The 19,472-nt window shown below is 62.4% G+C and carries 17 protein-coding genes; 7 read left to right on the top strand and 10 right to left on the bottom strand.

Going from position 1 to position 19,472, the window contains the following annotated elements; all coding sequences use genetic code 11:
- Window positions 1-3: 3 nt before the first annotated feature.
- Window positions 4-696 carry an HAD family hydrolase gene (locus ACLBWT_RS13905; RefSeq protein ID WP_447663736.1) on the top strand — a complete coding sequence of 231 codons (693 nt, stop codon included), beginning with the start codon at window positions 4-6 and terminating at the stop codon, window positions 694-696.
- A 240-nt stretch (window positions 697-936) separates the two neighbouring features.
- Here the strand turns inward: ACLBWT_RS13905 and ACLBWT_RS13900 are convergent, their stop codons facing one another.
- The 6 genes from ACLBWT_RS13900 to ACLBWT_RS13875 are packed head-to-tail and all read right to left on the bottom strand — an operon-like array spanning window position 937 to window position 8,252.
- Window positions 937-2,466 (bottom strand): YheC/YheD family endospore coat-associated protein, encoded by a 1,530-nt coding sequence (locus ACLBWT_RS13900; protein WP_447663734.1) that lies wholly within the window; start codon window positions 2,464-2,466, stop codon window positions 937-939.
- Window positions 2,423-3,115 carry a GNAT family N-acetyltransferase gene (locus ACLBWT_RS13895; RefSeq protein WP_447663733.1) on the bottom strand — a complete coding sequence of 231 codons (693 nt, stop codon included), beginning with the start codon at window positions 3,113-3,115 and terminating at the stop codon, window positions 2,423-2,425. Before ACLBWT_RS13895 ends, ACLBWT_RS13900 begins: the two co-directional genes overlap by 44 nt.
- Before the next feature lie 4 nt (window positions 3,116-3,119).
- Window positions 3,120-4,280: a YheC/YheD family endospore coat-associated protein gene (locus ACLBWT_RS13890; RefSeq protein WP_447663731.1), complete on the bottom strand. Its 1,161-nt coding sequence runs from the start codon at window positions 4,278-4,280 to the stop codon at window positions 3,120-3,122.
- A complete protein-coding gene (locus ACLBWT_RS13885; protein ID WP_447663730.1) occupies window positions 4,280-5,650 on the bottom strand; it encodes a YheC/YheD family endospore coat-associated protein in 1,371 nt (456 codons plus the stop codon). Before ACLBWT_RS13885 ends, ACLBWT_RS13890 begins: the two co-directional genes overlap by 1 nt.
- A gap of 39 nt (window positions 5,651-5,689) precedes the next feature.
- A complete protein-coding gene (locus ACLBWT_RS13880; protein ID WP_447663729.1) occupies window positions 5,690-6,865 on the bottom strand; it encodes a YheC/YheD family endospore coat-associated protein in 1,176 nt (391 codons plus the stop codon).
- 22 nt (window positions 6,866-6,887) lie between these two features.
- Complete coding sequence (locus tag ACLBWT_RS13875; protein WP_447663727.1) at window positions 6,888-8,252, bottom strand: YheC/YheD family endospore coat-associated protein; 1,365 nt, start codon at window positions 8,250-8,252, stop codon at window positions 6,888-6,890.
- Window positions 8,253-8,744: 492 nt separating this feature from the next.
- On the opposite strand from ACLBWT_RS13875, the gene ACLBWT_RS13870 reads away from it, so the two are divergent.
- Window positions 8,745-9,083: a YlbF family regulator gene (locus tag ACLBWT_RS13870; protein ID WP_447663726.1), complete on the top strand. Its 339-nt coding sequence runs from the start codon at window positions 8,745-8,747 to the stop codon at window positions 9,081-9,083.
- A 107-nt stretch (window positions 9,084-9,190) separates the two neighbouring features.
- Window positions 9,191-9,472: a hypothetical protein gene (locus tag ACLBWT_RS13865; protein ID WP_447663725.1), complete on the top strand. Its 282-nt coding sequence runs from the start codon at window positions 9,191-9,193 to the stop codon at window positions 9,470-9,472.
- 123 nt (window positions 9,473-9,595) lie between these two features.
- Here ACLBWT_RS13865 and ACLBWT_RS13860 read toward each other — a convergent pair whose 3' ends face one another.
- Complete coding sequence (locus tag ACLBWT_RS13860; protein WP_447663723.1) at window positions 9,596-11,023, bottom strand: sensor histidine kinase; 1,428 nt, start codon at window positions 11,021-11,023, stop codon at window positions 9,596-9,598.
- 146 nt (window positions 11,024-11,169) lie between these two features.
- Here ACLBWT_RS13860 and ACLBWT_RS13855 point away from each other — a divergent pair, with 146 nt between their 5' ends.
- From ACLBWT_RS13855 to ACLBWT_RS13845, 3 genes are all read left to right on the top strand, one after another.
- Window positions 11,170-12,489, top strand: coding sequence for a DRTGG domain-containing protein (locus tag ACLBWT_RS13855; RefSeq protein ID WP_447663721.1), 1,320 nt, complete (start codon window positions 11,170-11,172; stop codon window positions 12,487-12,489).
- 289 nt (window positions 12,490-12,778) lie between these two features.
- The gene (locus ACLBWT_RS13850) at window positions 12,779-13,072 is read left to right on the top strand and encodes a ribbon-helix-helix protein, CopG family (RefSeq protein ID WP_447663719.1); all 294 of its coding nucleotides are present in this window, start codon (window positions 12,779-12,781) and stop codon (window positions 13,070-13,072) included.
- A 27-nt stretch (window positions 13,073-13,099) separates the two neighbouring features.
- Entirely contained in the window at window positions 13,100-14,239 is a 1,140-nt protein-coding gene (locus ACLBWT_RS13845; RefSeq protein WP_447663717.1) for a DNA polymerase III subunit beta family protein, read from the top strand.
- A 203-nt stretch (window positions 14,240-14,442) separates the two neighbouring features.
- Here ACLBWT_RS13845 and ACLBWT_RS13840 read toward each other — a convergent pair whose 3' ends face one another.
- The 3 genes from ACLBWT_RS13840 to ACLBWT_RS13830 form a co-directional block, all read right to left on the bottom strand.
- Window positions 14,443-14,760, bottom strand: a complete 318-nt coding sequence (locus tag ACLBWT_RS13840) for a YtpI family protein (protein ID WP_447663715.1) — start codon at window positions 14,758-14,760, stop codon at window positions 14,443-14,445.
- Window positions 14,761-15,065: 305 nt separating this feature from the next.
- Complete coding sequence (locus tag ACLBWT_RS13835; RefSeq protein ID WP_447663713.1) at window positions 15,066-15,587, bottom strand: hypothetical protein; 522 nt, start codon at window positions 15,585-15,587, stop codon at window positions 15,066-15,068.
- A gap of 15 nt (window positions 15,588-15,602) precedes the next feature.
- Window positions 15,603-15,929 (bottom strand): YtrH family sporulation protein, encoded by a 327-nt coding sequence (locus ACLBWT_RS13830; protein WP_447663712.1) that lies wholly within the window; start codon window positions 15,927-15,929, stop codon window positions 15,603-15,605.
- A 147-nt stretch (window positions 15,930-16,076) separates the two neighbouring features.
- Between ACLBWT_RS13830 and ACLBWT_RS13825 the strand changes: the two genes are divergently transcribed.
- On the top strand, window positions 16,077-19,472 hold a 3,396-nt coding region (locus tag ACLBWT_RS13825), incomplete at its 3' end, for a DNA polymerase III subunit alpha (protein ID WP_447663711.1).

The raw sequence follows: 19,472 nt of genomic DNA, 5'->3' as shown, positions 1-19,472 counted from the left end.
AGCATGGCGAAGGAAATCGGCATCAATAAGCTGTTCAGGCCCGAAGCGGTCATTTTCGATATGGACGGCACGCTGTTCCAGACGGAGACGCTGCTGCGGCTCGTGCACGGAAGGCTGTTCGGCACGCTCCGCGACGAAGGCTTGTACACGCAGCCTGAACCGCCTGTCGAAGCGCTGCTCGGCTGTCTGGGCATGCTGCTGGAGGATATATGGCGCAAGCTGATGCCGGATGCCTCCGAGGCGGCGAGGCGGCGCGCGGACGTGCTGATGCTGCAGTACGAGCTGGAAGGGCTGTCGGCCGGGGACGGGCTGTTGTACGAAGGCGTGCCGGAGACGCTGGCGGAGCTGAAGCGGCAGGGCATCACATTGTTCGTCGCCAGCAACGGCCTCCAGGATTATGTGGAGGGCATCGTGCTGCATAAGCGTCTGGACGGGCTGTTCGCCGGACTGTACACCGCTGGCGGCCGGGGAACGGCTTCCAAGACGGATCTCGTGCGTCTGCTGCTGGAAGAGAACGGCATCGGCAGCGCCTGGATGGTCGGCGACCGCTCCTCCGACGTGCAGGCGGGAGCCGGCAACGGGCTCGCCGTCGTCGGCTGCGCATACGCAGGCTTCGGCGACAGCGGCGAGCTGGACGGCAGCGACGTGCGCATCTCCGGCTTCGCCGAGCTGCTGGAGCTGCTGCCGGAAGCTTGAACCGCATACCGAAAGCGGCATCCCATTGGGATGCCGCTGTTTCATTCCGTCTGTTGGAAGGAGCTGACATTCCATGATGGCTGTTGAAGCTGGCGATGGCGGATCCTTGGTCAATGCGAAGACAGGGACTGAGCAGCGAGACACCAGGGACCGAGCAACACGAAGACAGGGACAGAGGTGCAGCTAAAAAAGGAGTCGAGCACGGTTTTCCCGTGTCCGATTCCTTTTTGCATGAGAGGCCTATGATTCAGCCGGACCCTCGGCAGACATAGAGCCCGTATCCGTCTCGGCCGCCGCTTCAGAGGGCGGTTCAAGTTCCGTCGCTTGGCTTTCGGGCGTCCAGTCTTCTTCCGGCTCCGGAAGCCGTTGGACGGAACGGACCACCGGCCGGTCGGCGGCCAGAGGCTTGCCGGGCAAGACGGGGCTGCGCCTCAGGAACCCGCCCGGAACCCGGACGCGCGCCTGGCCCGTTTTGCCGAAGCTTTCTTTTGCCGAAGGCTCCCTCCGGACAGAGAGGCTGCCGGCCTTGCCGCTATCGACGGGAGTTGTTTCGGAACGGCCTTTCCGCTGGTCAGCCGGACGGATTCCCTTCGTCCGGTCGCCGCCCGCGCGCCTGCCAGCCTTGCCGGAGCCGACGGGACGGCTGTCCTTGGTGCGGCCGCCCGACTTGCGCTTCGCCTTGCGGTTATAGAGGTACAGGGCATATTCAAGGGGTTTGACGATCGCCCGGTCGTAGGTATCCGGATCTCCGCTCTGCTTGAACACTTCGCGTGCCGGCTTGGGATTGACCTCCAGCAGCCAGATGCCGCCCTGACGGTCGATCGCCAGGTCGAGGGCGAGCTCGCACAGCCTGCCGTACTGCCGTTCCAGATATTCGGCCACTTCGATCGAGAACTGCTCGGCCTCGAGCCTGATCTCGGATGACTGCAGTCCTTCATCGATCCAGGAATCGAGCAGCTCTTCCATTTTTGCCGCCTTGCCGCCGCCGTGAAGGTTGGAGGTGATGCTGCCGGCCGCTCCGATCCGTCCCGCGCAGCCGGTCGGCTCCCATTCGCCGCGTCCGTTCTTCTGCACGAGCATCCGGTAGTCATGGACGCGTCCGCTCGGAAGCTTCAGCTGGATGCCCTGCTGGATGATATAGCGTCCTCCGCCGAGTCTCCAGGAGCTTAGACGGTTCCGAAGCCCGTTCGCGCCGACTTTCTGGGGCCGGATGATCTTCCGCGACTGGTCGCGTCCCTGGATGGAATACATGCTGCCGCCAAGCTTTTCGATCCGCAGGATGCCGCGCCCTCCTGTGCCGTTGATCGGCTTCAGGAAGACGAGCGGATGCTTCTTCAGCATGTCGGTCAGATCCCGGTGGGAGGCGTACATCAGCGTCTGGGGCTGCTTGTTCTGGAAGCGGGGCTGCGACTGAAGCGTTTTGTATATCTTCCATTTGTTCCTCAGCGGCCGGTTCAGGAATCCGAGATGCCCGTAGCGGGAGCGGAATTTCTTCAGCTGCTCGAACCGGGGCGAATTCTGGATGCGGCAGCGGTCGAAGATGAGATGCGGAAAGGCCGACCGGCGCCGCGACCATATTTTCGTCGAAGGGTCGTAGAACATGGCATTGATCCGGTTTCCTTCGTAATCGACATCCGCCGGGGTGAACACCATCACGTCCATGCCGAGGCGCTTGCCCGCGACGATCATCCGCTGGTAGACGGGCCTCTCCTCGAGCTGCTTCTGGTTATTGAGGTATAACGTTAAAATGCCGAGTACGGGTCGGGCCACTGTCATCTCTCCTTGATGCGTCCGGCGGTCGGCTTGTTCCCCCCGGATGTTGGATAAGCGGCGAAGCCGGCCGGGAACCGGCCGTTCCGCTTCGAAGCCGCGGGGAGGCTGGGCTTCCGGGCCTTGCCGCGGACGGAGGATCCGCTGCATGAGCGGCGGCGGCTTCCGCTGCGGCAACCGGCCAAGCAGCGCTTTGGAACAGGAGCGTCGCCTTGCCGGTTGGGCCGTCCTGCAGGGATGTCGCCGCAAGACCGGCGCGGAAGCACATTTTCATGCTCGCGGTATTGTCCGCGGCGACTCTGCAGGAGAGATGCCCCCAGCGCTCCTGCAGCGCCTTCAGGAGCAGGCTGCCGGCTCCGCGCCCGCGCAGGGGAGGGGCAACGGCGACAAGGCAGGCCTCCAGGCCCGCCTCGCGGGCGAAAGCCGCGCCCGCCGTCTTGCCGTCTTCCGTCGTGACCACGGCGATCGCGGCTGCCGGCGCAGACCGGCTGCCGCCAAGCTGCCTCGGCTCGAGATCGGCCGGCTGCAACGCTTCCAGCGCGGCGAGTCCCGCTCCGGTCAGCCTGCCGCTGCCCCAAGACTTGATGAGCCGGATCAACCGATCCCGGTGACAGCTCCACTGCGCCGGTGTGAGCAGCTGTACATTCATATGCTTATGCGCCTCCAACCTTCCCCTGTTTCGGCGAGCGCATCAGGTACGATCCGTATTGGAAAATGCGCTCGAGCGATTTTTTGCGGATGTGGGGCTCGTCGAACTTCATCGGCTTGGCGTTGGCTTCGAAAAACCACAGGCAGCCTTCCGCGTCGACGCCGAGATCCATCGACATTTCGCCATGGCATTGCCCGCTGGCTTTCTCGATCTGCCGGGCCAGCTGCACGCAGGCGCTCTTTGCCTTGCTCATGAGCTCGCGGGCCTCCTGGGTGCCAAAAGCATGCTGGAGCAGCTTCTCCGGATCCTCGATGCTGCCTCCTCGGGGAACATGGGTCGTGATGCTTCGGGAGCCTGCGAGGCGGGCGCCGATGCCGGAGACGGCCCATTGGCCGCTTCCGTTTTTCTGCACGAGCGCGCGGAGGTCGAACCGGCGCTCCTGGTACAGCGCGAGATCGATGCCCTGCTGAGCGATGTACGACACTCCGCCGCTCTCTCTTAGAATACGCGACCACAGCTTGCTTATCGTCGCGCAATTATACGTGCTGCTTTTTTTCTTTTGCTGGATGCGCAGCCGATAAGGCAGCGTCTTGCCCTCCATCACCCGGATGGTCATGATTCCCTTGCCTGCCTTGCCGCTGACCGGCTTCAGGTAGAGATAGGGATGCTGGCTGATCATCCGGCAGAGGCCGGTGACCGAAACCATTTTGCGGGTGGACGGAATATAGCGCTTCGTCGCCTGGGATTTCTTCAGCCACTCGAACAGCTCCCATTTGTTGAAGAAGGAAGGATTGAAGACGCCTTTGATCCGGGGATGCTGCTGGCACAGCCGGATCTTTTGCTGCACCTTCGGGCGCATTTCGTCCTCGCGCTGGGGAATCCGATTGTAGACGAGGTCGGGGAAGGGGAAGCGACCCTTGATCCATTCCCCCGTCTTGTCGTTCAAGCCGTAGCCGATCAGCATCGGATCGGTGAAATTCAGGCTTTTGCAGGGCAGGACATAGACGGTGAAGCCCATATCGCGTCCGGTTTTGGCCACGTCGGCGAAGTTTTCGCGATTGCCTCTGAACCCGAGCAACCGATCCGACATCGTCAGGATAGCCAGAACCGGCCGCTTGGAAGCGAGCTCGGCGGGAGGATAGCCGGGAAATTGCTCGAGCTCCATCAGCTGTCCCTCCCTCGGAAGCGGCTCAGGTACAGGCAATGTTCCAGAATATATTCCAGAGAGGCGCGGCCTTCCGTCTTCAAGGCGGGATGCTTGAAAATGGACCGTCCGGGCTTGGCGTTGGCCTCGAACATCCAGACGTCGCCCTCCTTGTCGATGCCGATATCCAGACCGAGCTCGCCCAGGCGGTGAGGATAGTTGCGCTCGATTGCCTCCGACATCCTCACGGCTACTTTTTTCGCTTTCTCGAGCACTTCGCTCGTCTCTCCGCCGAATGCGCGCGAGAGGGCGCTTGCCGGCGTCATCAAGGAGCCGCCGTTCTTGATATGCGTCGTGACGCTGCCGCGTCCCGCTTTTTTGGCCCCGATGCCGGCGGTCACCCACTCATTGCGGCCGTTCTTGTGCATGTGGAAGCGGAAGTCGATCGGGCAGGAGTCGATTTCCACGAGCCGGATGCCCTGCTGCACCACATAACCTCCGAAGGAGCTTCCGATGCGGGCATGAAGAGTCTTCATGAGTCCCTGGAAGGTGCCGAAGCGCAGCAGCACGTTTTTGCCGCCGCTGCGGTAGCGGGCGAAATAGCCTTTTTTCGGCTGGTAGGTGAGACGGTAGATGCCGGTTCCGAGACTGCCGCCGGATGGCTTGAAGTAGACGAAGCTATGCTTGCTCAGCAGCTCCTTGATCTTCTCCTCTGTCGGTGCGGATACCGACTCCGGCAGATGGCGCAGCGCCTCGACATCCTTGTCGAGCAGCTTGTAGACATCGGATTTATTGAAGAAGCTCCAGTTGAAGAAGGGGATTCCCTTGCGCACGAAGCGTTCGCGGAGCGTGGAAATATAGGTGCCGGTCTCGGCCTTGCGGCTCGGCAGGCGGTTGTAGACGACGTCCGGAAGAGGTACGGTCTTGCGGTACCAGCCGCCGTCGGCATTCAGGAAGTAGCCGTTCACCGTTTCCTGCTGCCAGTTGATGTCGCGCGGGGCGAACCCGAAGAAGTAGGCTTTCTTGTCTCCGATGCGGATCAGTTCCTTGATGAAGCCGGTGCGGGAGCCGAACGGCATGGAAGAGGAGACATAGCCGTCGCTCAGAATGCCGACGAGCGGCCCGAATTGCACCTCGTCTTCGTTCGCGTGCAGCATGAACACGTTGCCGGACTTAGGAACGCGGATGTGCTGGCGGATGGCGGAGCCGAGGTATACATGGTTGCCTTCCCTTTTGACGGACTTCACCGAGGCCGTCACCGTTTCCCTTCCAAGCCTGATCGACAGCTTCTTTTTTCCGGACAGCTTCAGCGACCGGTACAACGGTCCCGACACATAGACCACCCGGTCGTTCTTGCCGGAGAAATGCACATTGCATAAAGTAAGACTCATGAGGAACCTCCTGGGCGTTCTGTCGCTAGGGTAACGGATCTATGTCAATGGATGATGATTCAACATGCGGATGAGGCTGCGTCCGGCGGGCGTAGGACTCGGTCCCTCGCATAGGAGCCGGGCATAGAGCAGCGGTCGTTCCACCGCCGTGCGGGCGGTTCCGCCCGCGAAGCCGGAAAAGGCTTCGCGCCCCGGCCTGGAGTTCATCTCCAGCAGCCACAGCCTTCCATCCGGCTCGACGCCGAAGTCGAGGCCAAGCTCTGCGAAGCGGCCGAAAGAGCTTTCCGCTGCTTCGGCCGCTGCCAGCGCCAGCCTGTCGATGCGGGCTGCGACCGCGTCGGCGGCAGCAGGCCCGAGCTGCATGGACAGACCGTCTCGGGCCGGAATCGCTTCGCCTCCTCCGTGGAGGTTGGAGGCGACGCCTCCGGGCCTTCCCCGGCGCATCGCTGTTCCCGTCAGCCGCCATTCGCCGCGGCCGTCCTTCTGGACGAGAGCGCGGATGTCGAAGGGCCGGCCTTGGCGGTCGCAGAGCGGCAGGCAGGGCTGGACGACGTAGCGGGCGCGGCCGGCCAGCCGGCAGATCAGCGCTGCGGCTGCGTCCAGATCCGGCTGGAGGCTGCGGAAGGGCCGGCTGCCGCCGTCCCGGCCTCGAACGAGCCAGCCGCCTTCGGCTGCGGGAGCCGCGCTGATGACGCCGCGGCCTTGCATGCCTCCGTCCGGCTTGAGAAAGAGGGATCCGTATCTCTCGGCTGTCTCGCATAGCGCCTGCCTGCCGGCCAGCGGACGGCATGGAGGCACGAGCTCGGCGAGCTCGGCGCCGCTGCGGCGAAGAGCATCATACTGGGCGGATTTGCCGGGCAGCCAGCCGTTCAGGACGACATGGGGCTGCAGGGCGGCCAGCCGGCTCAATGTGTCCCTGTAAGGGCGGGTGCGGCCGGCGACGAGAGGGCCGCAGCGATCGTAGATGACGGCAGGCCAAGGGACTTCCCTTTCGGACCAGCCGCAGCTCTCCCTTACATAGCCGGTAAGAGTGCCGCTGTCCGGATCCAGGCCTCCCGGAGTGAACACGTACAGATTCACTCCGAGCTCTTCGGCCCGGCTGCTGAGGGCGGCGAGAAAGCTGTCTTCCGGAAACGTCCTGCGCTGCTCCCGGCCGCCCTCTCCTTCATGGATATCCGATACCAGGACGCCGACGCTGCTTCGGTTGCCTCTCATATGGACCGCCCCCTTTATTCCGTCAGAATCCCGCCAGATAGCGGGAATACTGGATCATGTTGCGTACCGAAGGACGGATCTTGCCTTCGTTCAGCGGCGTGTTGTCGTTCTTGGAAGGCTTGGAGTTGACCTCCAGCAGCCATACCCTGCCCCCGGTATCGAGGGCCAGGTCGATGCCCAGCTCGCCGAAGTGGGCCGGTATCCGGGCGTCGATGCCTTGCGCAATATCGAGTGCGGCTTTTTGCAGCTTGGCGCCGGCGCCGGCCTTGTAGCCGGGAGCCAGATTGCTCCGCGCCACCGCTTCCTTGACCCGGCTGAGCGTTCCGCCGCGGGCGAGGTTGGATACGAAGTGATTGCTGCCCGCCGTACGGGCGACGATGGAAGTCAGCGCCCAGTTGCCGCTATGGTTTTTCTGCACGAGCGCCCGGAAGTCGACGGGCCGCTTGCCGATATCGATGAGGGTGAGGCCTTGCTGCAGCTGGTATCGCACGGTTTTCAGCTTGCCGCCCAGCGAGGAATACAGCTTAGCCAGGCTGGGATACGATTGGCGGCGGATGCCGGCCGGCGCCGTATAGGTGGCCAGCACGCTTTCGCCCTCGAGCTTGCTTACCCGGATGATCCCTTTGCCGAGGCTTCCGCGCTCGGGCTTGAGGAACAGGACGGGATGCCGCGGAGCCATCGACTTGAGATCGGCATAGCTGCGCAGCAGCCTGGAATCCGGGAGGTATTTGGCCAGGCTGCTTTCATGCCCGAGAGCGCCGAACACCTCGTTTTTATCTAGAAACTTCTCGTTGAACACTTGAGTTCCATATCGTGATTTCGCTTCTTTGAAAAACTGCTGCACCGAAGGGCGGTTCTCCAGCTTGCGCGTGGTAAGCCGGTTGTAGACCACATCCGGTACGGGCATGCTGGTTTTCCGCCAGCCGCCGTTGTAGACCCACCCCTCGATGCGCGAGCCCGATACCGCCGCATCGGGAGTCAGGAAGTAGACGGAGGCGCCTTGAGCGGCGCAGGCATCCACCAGCTCCCGGCAGAACATCGTGATCGCCCCGAATGGCCGATCCGTCTGCTGCGGATAATCCCGGCTGATGAGGACGCCGATCAGAGGACCGAACGACAAGGTGCTCGAGCTCTGCTTGTAGCTCGATCGCAGGACGGCTCCTCCCGGTATGCCCATTTGGCGGGCCAGCGAGGCGCCGATTTTCATGACGTCGCCTTTGCCTCCGGATGAGATGCGCACCGTAGTCCGGAACGAGCCGAACTTCAAGGTGACAGGGTGGCCGGGCGACAGTTTGTATTGCTTGACATAAGCATCGCCCAGCAGGATGGTATCCTCGGCCAAGGTGCCTGCCTGCGGCACCTGGACGGTGATTTTGGATTTAAGCATCGAAGAATCTCCTTCCAGAGCGAAGGGTAGTGCGGGTTGGCGGTCGGATGGGTATTGGTGAATGAAACGGATTAATTCATCATATGAGGACATCTATACCTTGGTGATAGGCGCCTCCAATAAGGACGGGGCGTTTCGGCCTGATTGGGCGGATGCCGGGGCGCGGAGGCGCGCAGTCCAGTCCGCAAGGGACAGGCTGCGGTATGCTTGCAGCGAGGCCGCTAACAGAAGCGTAAGGCGCGAAATCGTTCTGGAGTAACGGATGTGGTCGCCTTTGTCCCCGGATTTCAACCGTTAAAAGCGGCAGAAATCAGAGAAAGCTGGGGACAACAGCGATCGGAAGAATGATTTCCGTCTGCAGCGACACATTTTCAGTGACCTCGCGCGCAGCGATACCTTTTTCAGCGGCCCGCTTGCAGGGGCCATGCTTTTTTGCCAGCGCCTCTTCCATGATGGTATGATGGGCGCAGGAAACACGAGGGAGATGAAGCCATGAACGTATATGACCGTGCTTACGAGCTGGCCCAAGCTCTGCAAGGCAGTCTGGAGGCCAAGCAGGTCATGGAAGCCCGCGCTGCGGCGGACCGGGATCCGGATGCCCGGCGGATGCTGGCCGACTTCCAGCGGCGCCAGGTCGAGCTGCAGCAGCGCATGATGGGCGGCGAGGAGCCGTCCGCCGAAGAGCTGGACGGCCTCGGCAAGCTGTACGAGCTGCTGAGCCTCAATCCGCTCGTTCAGGACTATTTCGAGGCGGAGAAGCGCCTTGGCGTCGTGTATGAAGACGTCAACCGGATCATCGGCAACTCCATGCAATCCGTGCTGCTTCCTTAACGGATCCTATTCCTATTCCTTCTCCCTGGAGGGCATGTTCGTCCGCTCGTCCGCATAGGCTAGACAGACAAGCAGCCTACTAGGAGAGTTAGGGGGAAGGATTGCGGATGAATTCCGGCAAATGGAAGCATGGAATCTACCTGCTCGCGGCGCTCGGCATGCTCCTCTATGCGCTGCCGCGCCTGGAGCTCGGCAGCCCGTGGAGCTTCGCGACGGTGTTCGGGGTGTTGTGGTCGGCGCTGGCTCTGCTCGTCATCGCGGCCAACCTGCGCGTCCTGATCAGCGACCGCGAGCGGGAACGCAGGCGCGTAGCCGCCATACGACGGCAGCGGGCGATGCAGAACCGCAAGCTGCTGGAGAGGAAGCCTGAACGCCGTTACCGCGGCTGAGAGGCGGCAGTCTTCGGGGGACGAGAAAAAGACCGGATGCAGGAGCTGGAGCCAGCTTTCTGCATCCGGTCTTTTTTGGCTTCTGAGCCGGTGCGGATTCTTTTTTCATGATCAACGGGTCCATCAGACCGTTTCGGTCCCTGCTCCTGCCTGGTCCGTTCCTGCCGCAGCCTCTCCGCCGCCGGACAGAATGGGAGCGCAGGGAAGTACGACGCTGACGCAGAGGAAGGAGCCGTCGAGCCGGGCGGAAGCGGATCCTTTGTAGTGCCTGGCACGCTCCGCCACGATGGAAAGCCCGAGTCCGGAGTGGCCCGAGCCGGACGGCTTGGTGGTATATCCCGATCGGAACATTTTTTGAAGAACCGCGAGATCCGTTCCGGCCCGGCAGCGGTTGGAGACGGCGATGGTCATGCCGCGCCCGCTCAGGGAGGCTTCGAGCCGGACTTCGCGCTGTCCGTCCGGCAGCTCCGCGGCCTCGTCGAAGGCATTGTCGAGCAGGTTCGCCGTGATGCGGACGAGGTCGATGCTCTTGAGAGGAGGCAGCTCGGCTGCCAGAAGCAGATCTGCGATCTCGTAGTCCAGCGAGATTCCGAGGGACTTGGCCGCCTCTTCCTTGACGCTGAGAAGGGCGGCGACGGCTGGAAACGGCAAGGCGGCGAGATCGGCGGCGACCCGGTTGACGGCCTGGATCTCCTCCAGCACCTCTCCCATATAAGCCGTCAGCTCCTCGTGCTTGCCCAGCTTCAGCATGAGATGCATCGTCTGGACATGGTTGATGAAATCATGCCTCTGTCCCCGGATCGTAGCCAGCATCCGGACGAGATCGCCTTCGAATGCCTGTCCGCCCTTGTCTTCCCCTTCGCGGCGTGCTTGGGCGATCAGCCGAAGCGCCATGAAGATGATCGGGGCGATCGTCGAGACGCTCAGAACGAGAAGGAGCGAAGAGGTCTGCCGGACGCCGCTGACGACATAGTGCTCGAGAAACAGGAGCGCCAGCAGCATGAACTGCAGGGAGACGAGCAGGATGAAATAGAGCATCGATGACCCTGCCGCTTTTGCAAAGCCCTTCTTCAGCATGGCTCCGGGATGGAAATTCCGGCGCTCCATCAGCAGCGCCGCCAGCGCGAACAAGGCGAAGGAAGGCCAGCAGACGGCGATCTTCAGCCAGACAGGTCCGCTCAGGACGCTCTCGTAGGCGGTGAACTGAACCGCGGCGCCCATTGTAACCATATCCGACAGGATGATGAAGATGAGCAGCAGCGCTTGCAGCACCAGGCGCTGCCGCAGACTCATTTCCCGGAAAAACAGCCAGAGAAAAAAAGCAATGGAAAGGATCGTATTGCTGAAATGCGCCCAGGCGGGAAGCTCGAAGAAGAAAAGATCGGTATATAGGGAGGACGCCGCGACGAATCCAAGAATCCGCTTCCAGAGGCCTTCGGTCCGGATGCCGAGAAATTGGAAGGTGAAGCAGGTGAAGATGAGGCTCTGGGGAATGGATACGAAGACATAGAGAGTGGCAGAGCGCATGAGCAGGCTGTAATCAATATTCACACTTGGCTCTCCTTGTCGGACCATTTACGTATCGGTTCAGGCGTTCATTTCTACTTTAGCGGCTTTTTGCTAAAATGAACACATCGATTTTTCATCGGCGAAAGGCGGCGAAGCAGGTGGCCTCAGACAGCAGCGGCAAACCATCCATGGAAGCATTAACGAAGCACGAACAGCTGATCCGCCATATCGAGGAGCTGGAGCCGGGAGTCCGGATATCGGTCCGGGGCATCGCCAAGGAGCATGGAGTCAGCGAGGGAACGGCCTACAAGGCGATCAAGGAAGCCGAGCAGACGGGCCTTGTCGCGACCAAAAAAAGAATCGGAACCGTACGCGTGCACCGCTCCCGCAGAGGATCGCTCGAAGGGCTCACCTTCGGCGACGTGGCCGATATCGTGGAGGGACAGCTGCTCGGAGGCGCGGAAGGCCTGCAGCGGACGCTGCATAAGTTCGTCATCGGCGCGATGGAGCTGGAGGCTATGAGCCGTTATATCAACGAAGACAGCCTGCTCATCGTCGGCAACAGGCAGGAAGCCCACCGGACCGCGCTGCAGCAAGGTGCGGGCGTGCTCATTACGGGCGGCTTCGGCACGGGGGAAGAGGTCATCGCCTTGGCCGACGAGCGGGGGCTTCCGATCATCGTCTCCCGCCACGACACCTTCACCGTGGCCTCGATGATCAATCGGGCCATGTATGACCGGCTGATCAAGCAGAAGATCGTGCTGATCGAGGATATCATGAGCTTCGGGCGGCCCGCGGACGTGCTCGGCGCGAAGGATACGGCGGCGGATTTCCACCGGCTTGCTGGCATTACGGGCAGCTTCCGCTTTCCGGTGCTGGACGAGCGGGGGCGTGTCACGGGCATGATGACGGCCAAGGATGCGGCCGGATCGGATCCGCAGACGCCGCTGGAGCGGCTGATGACCCGTCATCCTATTACGGCTGCCCCCAATATCACCGTCACCTCGGCCGCTCATACGATGGCGGCCGAAGGCATCGACCTGCTGCCCGTCGTCGACCGCCACCGGAAGCTGCTCGGCGTCATCACCCGCCAGGAAGTGCTTGAAGCGATGCGGATCACCGGCCGCCAGGGCGAGTCCGGAGAGACGTTCGACGAGCTCATCGGCGCGGGCTTCGAGCGCCGGGAGGACGAGGGCTCTTTCCGGTATTCCGGCGTAGCCGCGGCGCAGATGTCCGGCACGCCGGGAACCGTATCCGAGGGCGTCCTTGCGACGCTCATGATCCAGGCTTCCCGGCGCATGGTCCGGGAGAGCGGGCGGAGCGACCATATGATCGAGAGCGTGACGTCGTACTTCATGCGGCCGGTCGCCATCGATTCGCAGCTGCATCTGGAGCCTGCGGTGCTGGAGATGAGCCGCAAGTCGGCCAAGCTGGAAATCCAGCTCAGCGATTCCTCCGGAGTGGCGGCCAAGGCGATTCTGTCCATGCAGCTGATGGACGGCTATTGATAGGCTGCCGAGCCTTCTGCATCTGCATGGCATGAATCTGCCGACAGGCATGGACCCCGATCCGGGCTCGCCAGGCAGGACGATTACGCTCGTCTTCCTGATTCCGTCTCTCTCTTTTTAACGACAGGCCGTTTTTCCATGAGCGCTGCCTTCCCGGCGCTCTTGGCAAAAGCGGCCTTTTTTTCATTTGATTTTTCCATTCATTTACAAGCTAAAAGCGTTCATGGTACACTGAACTAGAGATAAATTGATTTTAGTAACTTTATTCAAAAATAAGGAGAGCCATGCCATGGATCGTAAATTCACGAAAATAGCCGCACGGGAACCGGACGGCCAGCTGTCCATGATGTATCCGCGCGGAGGCAATCGTTCCGGAGCAGGCAGAAAGGCGATCGGAATGACGCGCAAGGTGTCGCTCACGCTGAGCGACTCGTTGTGGGCCGAGATCGACAGGCGATGCGGCCGGAACGGCCAGTCCAGGTCGGAGGTTCTGCGGGGTCTCCTGGAAGCCGCTGTCGCTGCAGGGGCCTTTGGGGCTGAAGAAGCCGAAGAAACCGAAGAAACGGAAGAAACCGAAAAATAATGGGATGAAGGCGCAGGTGGCGGGAAGATGCGGCTGATGATCAAGCGGGATCTATTGATGGAAGCGTGTGATCAAGTTGTTCCGGCGGGGGGCAATTTCCGGACCGGGGAGCTGCATTTGACCGCGAGCGCGGGTGAGCTCGCCGTGAGCGCGGCTGCCGGGAGGGTCGTGCATCAAGCCGTATTGCCGGAAGATGCCGGCTTGCTGAAGATCGAGGATATAGGACGCCTGGCCCTGCCAGCCCGTTATTTCCTTGCCGTTATTCGCCAGGCGGACGGGGAATGGCTTGAGCTTGAAGGACCATCAGGCGGCATGGCCCGCATCAAGGCCGGGCAGTCGGAGCATCGGCTGGCCGTTGCCGAATCCGGAGAAATCCCCGTTTTGGCCGATGCTGCCGGCAGCCCTGCTTTCGTTTTGGATGCCGGCAGCTTCCATTCCAAGCTGAAGCAGGTTTTTTTCGCCGCAGCGGCTTCGGGCTCAAGGCTGCCGTTGACCGGCATTCTGATCGAAGCGGGAGGATCGTCCTGGAAGCTATCGGCTACGGATGGAGTCCGTTATGCCAGCTGCCGCATGGGCGCTTGGGGTGACGGAGGAGCCGGCTGGAGCTGTCTGCTCCCGGCCAAGCCGCTTCACGACTCGCTCAAGGCGCTCGGAATGGAAAAGGGAGCCTCCCTAGCCCTTGCTATCCTTCCTTCCCAGGTCCACCTGTCGGCAGGGAGGGCAAAGGTTCAGCTCCCGAGGCTGGAAGGCAGCCTGCCGCATATCAAGGAGGACATATTCGGGGAGGGAGCCCGAGGTATTTCCCTGGATTCGACTGTATTTCGCCAAGCGCTCGATCGTGCCTGCCTGGTCGCGGGATCTTCGGGGGCGGTGAGACTGAGCGTGGATGCGGAATCCGCCTTCCTGTCCGCCAGGACGGCAGGAATAGGCGATACCCGGCAGAGGCTGCTCGGGGTTGAGCGGATCGCCGGCGCTGAATCGTCCTGGCAGGTGCTGTTCCACGGAGGGGGCATGAGGGAAATCGTGCATGCCATCGACTTTTCCCGGCTTGAGCTGGCAATCGGGGGCCTGCAGAAACCGATCCGGATCACCGTTCCCGATGACGACGGACGGCTGTACATGGTAGCCCCCATTCTGGATGCGGCGCTGTCTTCGCGAGGAGGCTGAGCCCGATTGCAGACGTGGTGAGCACGCTGAAGACCCGCTGTCCGGGCTGCCTGGCTTCTCGGCCCGGCGCCGGAACTTCAAAGTCCGTGAGCGTCTCCGATCCGCTCCATCGCATTTCGAGGGGAATGACAAAAGCCGGCCTGCACTCTGCCGATATACGGCGGTGCAGGCCGGCTTTGCTGTTCCGGAAGCAGCGGCAAGCTTCAGCTGCCGCTGCGTTCCATGGCGGCGCGGATCATGCTGCGGTTGCGCAGGCCGGCAAAGATGTTGAACAGCCCGATCACCATGAAGAGGGAGCCGATGATGACGCGCAGCGTGGAGCCGCTGTACATGAACATCTGGATCAGCGAGATGAATATCAGCATGCTGCCCATGCTGATATTCATGCGGGCGGCGTGCAGCGCGCGTTGGCGCTGGTCGGAGGAACGGCGGGATTTGAAGCTGTAGACGACGGACATCGCAGAAGTCAGGACGATGCCTGCGATGAGAATCCACTGAAGCCATACGACGGGATCGTTCATGGTCGAGTGCTGCTCCTTTTTCAACTTGCGGACGCGAAGTCCGGTTTTTGGCCATTGTACCACGAATGCGGATGCAATCGCGAACAGGTTGCGGCGGAGGCCAGGCGGAGAATGCGGCCTTGAACGGCCGATGGAGACATGATCCCTTGATATAAATATCGCCGCCGATGCGGTGCAGCCGCCGGTCTGCTTCCGGAAGAATGCTCTGCAACGAGCATTGCCCCGCCTGCCGCTCCGACCACGGAGAAGCGTCTGTCGACGGGAATCTTGATTTCCTGCCGGGCTGTTTCCGAAATGGCTGCCTTTCAGCGGGAGTCGTCCTGCTTGGCGCTGCTGTTCATTTCCGGTCCCTTTTGGCTCACGCTGACCCATACCTGAAGCCGGTTGTCGACGACGAGCACGGTTTTGATTTCGAGCAGCAGGTTCTTGTCCTTGTCTTTATAGATTTTGCCGGCGAGCAGCTCGCGTGCCAGCCTCGACTCGCGGTCGATGTCGTAGATGCTGCGCCCCTCCAGCACCTTCAGATCGTTGTGAAGCATCTTCCGCAGCCGCGTTTTGGCGGGCTCGTCGAGCGACGCGGTGACCGGACCGTTCTCGAAGCGGATCTGCAGCGACTTGATGATGGAATGCTGTTCGTTGAACTTGGTCAGCTTCTCGATTTCGTAATCCCGTTCGTTGAGCTTGCCTTCCAGCTCGCTCTTGAGGTTGGCGATCCGGTCGAACTGGGCCTGGAAGAGAGCCTGGTAGAGGGCGGCGCCGATGACGATGCCGCAGATGACAAGGCCGAGCGCTTGAGTAAGCCTGGCGAAGCGGGCGAAAGGAGGCATGCGCATGGGATCTCCTCACACCCCGTCCCGGCAGATCATGCGGATCAGCTCCGTGCCGGCATGCGCCCCGATGAAAGCGCAGATTATGAACAGCAGCTGCTGGGCCACCGGGGACAGATGGCCTTGGGAAATGTTGCTCTCGATGACCCGCATGGGATCGATCGTGCCGCCGACCGCGGCGACCAGCGCCCATATTTTCAGACGCGACGCCGTATCGATCATCATAAGGGACGGCGGCGAGGAAGCCAGCACGGAGGCGATGCCCGCGAGCAGGGTGCCTCCGACTACGACTCCGAAGGCAATGAAGCAATCGATCAGGGCTTTGGTCAAGATCATGTTCATTCGACTCATCCGCCTCACCTGTTTCGGCTAGTAGTAGGGAGCGCTTGTCTCCCTTCCTCCATTCTATGGGCTTGGCCGGGTTATTTATGATAAGATAGACGGAAAGAGCGAACAAGTGTGCCCCGCAGGGGGAGAGGGAGAGAGCCGATGAGCGGAAGCGAGAGTTTCGTGCACCTGCATGTGCACAGCGAATACAGCCTGCTGGACGGAGCGGCGCGGATCCGCGACCTGACGGCGCGCGCGGCGGAGCTCGGCATGACCTCGCTGGCTCTGACCGATCATGGCGTCATGTACGGGGCGGTTCCCTTCTACAAGTCCTGCCTGAAGCACGGCATCAAGCCGATCATCGGCTGCGAGATGTACATGACGGCCGGCTCCAGGGCGGACAAGGGAACGCGCAAGGACAATCCGATCTACCATCTGATCCTGCTCGCCAAAAACGAAGCCGGCTACCGGAATCTCATGAAGCTGTGCTCGATCGGCCATCTGGAAGGGTTCCACTACAAGCCGCGGATCGACCATGAGGCGCTTGCCCGGCACTCGGAAGGGCTGATCTGCCTCAGCTCCTGCCTGCAGGGAGAGGTGGCGCAGCATCTGCTCTACGACCGTCCGGAGGAAGCGCGGAGGGCGGCGCTCCGTTACCGCAGCGCGTTCGGCGAGGACTTTTTCCTGGAAATCCAGGATCACGGCATGACGGAGCAGAAAAAGGTGATGGCCGGCATGATGGCGCTGGCGGAAGAGACGGGCATCCCGCTCGTCGCGACCAATGACGCCCACTACCTGCGGCAGGACGATGCCGCCGTGCAGGATGTGCTCATCTGCATCGGCACCGGCAAAAGCGTCAGCGATCCGGACCGCATGCATATGCACGGCGAACAGAACTACCTCAAGAGCCCGGAGGAGATGCGGCGGCTGTTCCGCCACGTGCCGCAGGCGCTGGAGAACACGGTCCGCATCGCCGAGCGCTGCAATCTGGAGCTGAGGCTCGGCGAGCACGCGCTGCCGGAATACAGCCCGCTGCCGGAGGGCATGACAGCCGCGGCTTATCTGGAGGAGCTGTGCCTGAAGGGGATGGCGGGACGTTACGCCGCGGACGCCTGGGGAACGACAGGCTCGGCAAGCGCGGTTGACGGAGAACCGGGATACCGAGGAGCGGAATCCGGGCTTTCCATGGCGGAGGCCGGCGGAGATGGCGGGACGGCTTCTCCGGCAGATGGCGGCAGCTTCCTTCAGAAGGCGGAGGAGAGGCTGCGCTACGAGCTGTCCGTCATCGAGCGGATGGGCTTCAGCGACTATTTCCTCATCGTCTGGGACTTCATCCGCTACGCCCATGAGCAGGGCATCCGCACCGGTCCGGGCCGCGGCTCGTCGGCGGGCAGCCTCGTCGCCTACTGCCTGGAGATCACCGATGTGGATCCGCTGAAGCACAGGCTGCTGTTCGAGCGGTTCCTCAATCCCGAGCGGATCAGCATGCCGGATATCGACATCGACTTCAACGATGAGCGGCGCGACGAGGTCATCGCCTACGTAAGCCGCAAGTACGGAGCCGGGCATGTCGCCCAAATCATTACTTTCGGCACGCTGGCGGCCAAGGCGGCCGTCCGCGACGTCGGCAGGGCGCTGGACATGCCGCTCGGCGACGTGGACCGCATCGCCAAGCTCATTCCGGGCCAGCCGGGCACGACGCTGGAATCGGCGATGGCTGCCGTGCCGCAGCTGCGCGAAAGCGCGGAACATCCGGCGACCCGCGATCTCATCGCGATGGCGCTGAAGGTGGAAGGCATGCCGCGGCATGCCTCCACGCACGCCGCAGGCGTCGTCATCGCCGGACGTCCGCTGACGGACTACGTGCCTTTGCAGGCCGGCTCCGAAGCGGCTCCGCTTACGCAGTATTCCATGGAGAACGTCGAGGCGGTCGGACTGCTCAAGATGGACTTCCTCGGCTTGCGCACGCTGTCCATCCTGGAGCGTACGCTGAATTGGATCCGGGAAAGCGAAGGAACGGATATCGACTTCCGCGCCATCGCAGACGACGACCCGGCGACGTACGAGATGCTCGGCCGGGGGGATACGACGGGCATCTTCCAGCTGGAGTCCAGCGGCATGCGCCGCGTGCTGAGGGAGCTGAAGCCTTCCACGTTCGAGGACATCGTCTCGGTGCTGGCTCTGTACAGGCCGGGTCCGATGGAGTTCATTCCGCAGTTCATTCGGGGCAAGCACGGACTTGCGGAGGTCGAATATCCGCATCCTTCGCTGGAGCCGATCCTGAAGGACACGCACGGCATCATCGTCTACCAAGAGCAGATCATGCAGATCGCCTCTTCAATGGCCGGCTTCTCGCTCGGGGAGGCCGACCTGCTGCGCCGGGCCGTATCCAAGAAGAAGCGCGAGATTCTCGACGAGCAGAGAGCGGCCTTCGTCAGAGGCAGCCTCGGCCAAGGCTATCTCGAAGAGGAGGCGGACCGGGTCTACGACATGATCCTGCGCTTCGCCGACTACGGCTTTCCGCGCGCGCATGCGGCGGCTTACGGCGTGCTGGCGTTCCAGACGGCCTGGCTCAAGCGCCATTACCCGGTCGCCTTCATGGCCTCGATGCTGGCTTCCGTGACGGGCAACCAGCGCAAGACCGGGGAATACATCGACGAATGCCGGCGGATGGGCATCGCCGTGCTGCCGCCTGACGTCAACCATAGCGGAGTCACCTTCGCTCCGGATGGCGGAGCGGTCCGCTTCGGCCTTGCTTCGATCAAGAACGTCGGCACCCAGGCGATCGAGTCCATCCTGCGGGAAAGGAAGGAGCGCTCCTTCGCGAGCCTGATCGATCTGTGCCGGCGCGTCGACCTGCGCGTCGTGAACAAGCGCGTCCTGGAATGCCTGATCGGCTCAGGGGCTCTGGAATCGATGCCCGGCCACCGGGCGCAGCAGCTCGCGGCGCTCGACGAGTCGGTGGAGACGGCGCAGAAGTGGCGCAAGGAGCGCGAGGAACTCCAGATCGAGCTGTTCGGCTTCGAGGAAGTGCAGAACTGGGACGTGGAGCTGCCGGCCGTGCAGCCCTATTCCGCCGTGCAGCAGCTGGAGCTGGAGCGGGACCTGCTCGGCCTGTACCTGACCGGCCATCCGCTCGACGCTGTCGAGGAGGTTCTCGCCGGGCTGGAGCTCGATCGTCTGGTCGACCTGGCCGACGCGCCGGATGGAGCATCCTGCGTCGCCGCGGTGAGAGTCGTGTCGCTGAAGCAGCTGCGCACCCGCAAGGGCCAGCAGATGGCCTTCGCGGAGGCGGAGGACCGCATCGTGCGCGCCGAGGCGGTGCTGTTCCCTGCCGCATGGTCCCGCTTCGGGGACAAGCTCGAAGCCGGCAGCCTGGTCATCATCCAGGCCGCCGTGCAGCAGGGGGACGAGGACTTCAAGCTCATCGTCGATGATCTTGTCCCCCTTGACGCCGGCGATCCCGGCTTCGCCGCCGGGGTCGCCCGGCTGCGCCGCCAGGCGCGCGCCCGCAGCGCGCGCGCCGCTGCCGCGCCGCAGGCAGCCGGAGCTGCGCCC

It is taken from the genome of Paenibacillus sp. D51F, assembly GCF_053345695.1.
The sequence above is the reverse complement of the archived record's forward strand: the minus strand, read 5'-3'. Positions and strand labels throughout refer to the sequence as shown.

Coding starts and splice junctions, on each gene's coding strand:
- ACLBWT_RS13905 (WP_447663736.1), top strand. CDS start 4: ATGGCGAAGGAAATCGGCATCAATAAGCTGTTCAGGCCCGAAGCGGTC.
- ACLBWT_RS13895 (WP_447663733.1), bottom strand. CDS start 3,115: ATGAATGTACAGCTGCTCACACCGGCGCAGTGGAGCTGTCACCGGGAT.
- ACLBWT_RS13890 (WP_447663731.1), bottom strand. CDS start 4,280: ATGGAGCTCGAGCAATTTCCCGGCTATCCTCCCGCCGAGCTCGCTTCC.
- ACLBWT_RS13885 (WP_447663730.1), bottom strand. CDS start 5,650: ATGAGTCTTACTTTATGCAATGTGCATTTCTCCGGCAAGAACGACCGG.
- ACLBWT_RS13880 (WP_447663729.1), bottom strand. CDS start 6,865: ATGAGAGGCAACCGAAGCAGCGTCGGCGTCCTGGTATCGGATATCCAT.
- ACLBWT_RS13875 (WP_447663727.1), bottom strand. CDS start 8,252: ATGCTTAAATCCAAAATCACCGTCCAGGTGCCGCAGGCAGGCACCTTG.
- ACLBWT_RS13870 (WP_447663726.1), top strand. CDS start 8,745: ATGAACGTATATGACCGTGCTTACGAGCTGGCCCAAGCTCTGCAAGGC.
- ACLBWT_RS13865 (WP_447663725.1), top strand. CDS start 9,191: ATGAATTCCGGCAAATGGAAGCATGGAATCTACCTGCTCGCGGCGCTC.
- ACLBWT_RS13855 (WP_447663721.1), top strand. CDS start 11,170: ATGGAAGCATTAACGAAGCACGAACAGCTGATCCGCCATATCGAGGAG.
- ACLBWT_RS13850 (WP_447663719.1), top strand. CDS start 12,779: ATGGATCGTAAATTCACGAAAATAGCCGCACGGGAACCGGACGGCCAG.
- ACLBWT_RS13845 (WP_447663717.1), top strand. CDS start 13,100: ATGCGGCTGATGATCAAGCGGGATCTATTGATGGAAGCGTGTGATCAA.
- ACLBWT_RS13840 (WP_447663715.1), bottom strand. CDS start 14,760: ATGAACGATCCCGTCGTATGGCTTCAGTGGATTCTCATCGCAGGCATC.
- ACLBWT_RS13835 (WP_447663713.1), bottom strand. CDS start 15,587: ATGCCTCCTTTCGCCCGCTTCGCCAGGCTTACTCAAGCGCTCGGCCTT.
- ACLBWT_RS13830 (WP_447663712.1), bottom strand. CDS start 15,929: ATGAACATGATCTTGACCAAAGCCCTGATCGATTGCTTCATTGCCTTC.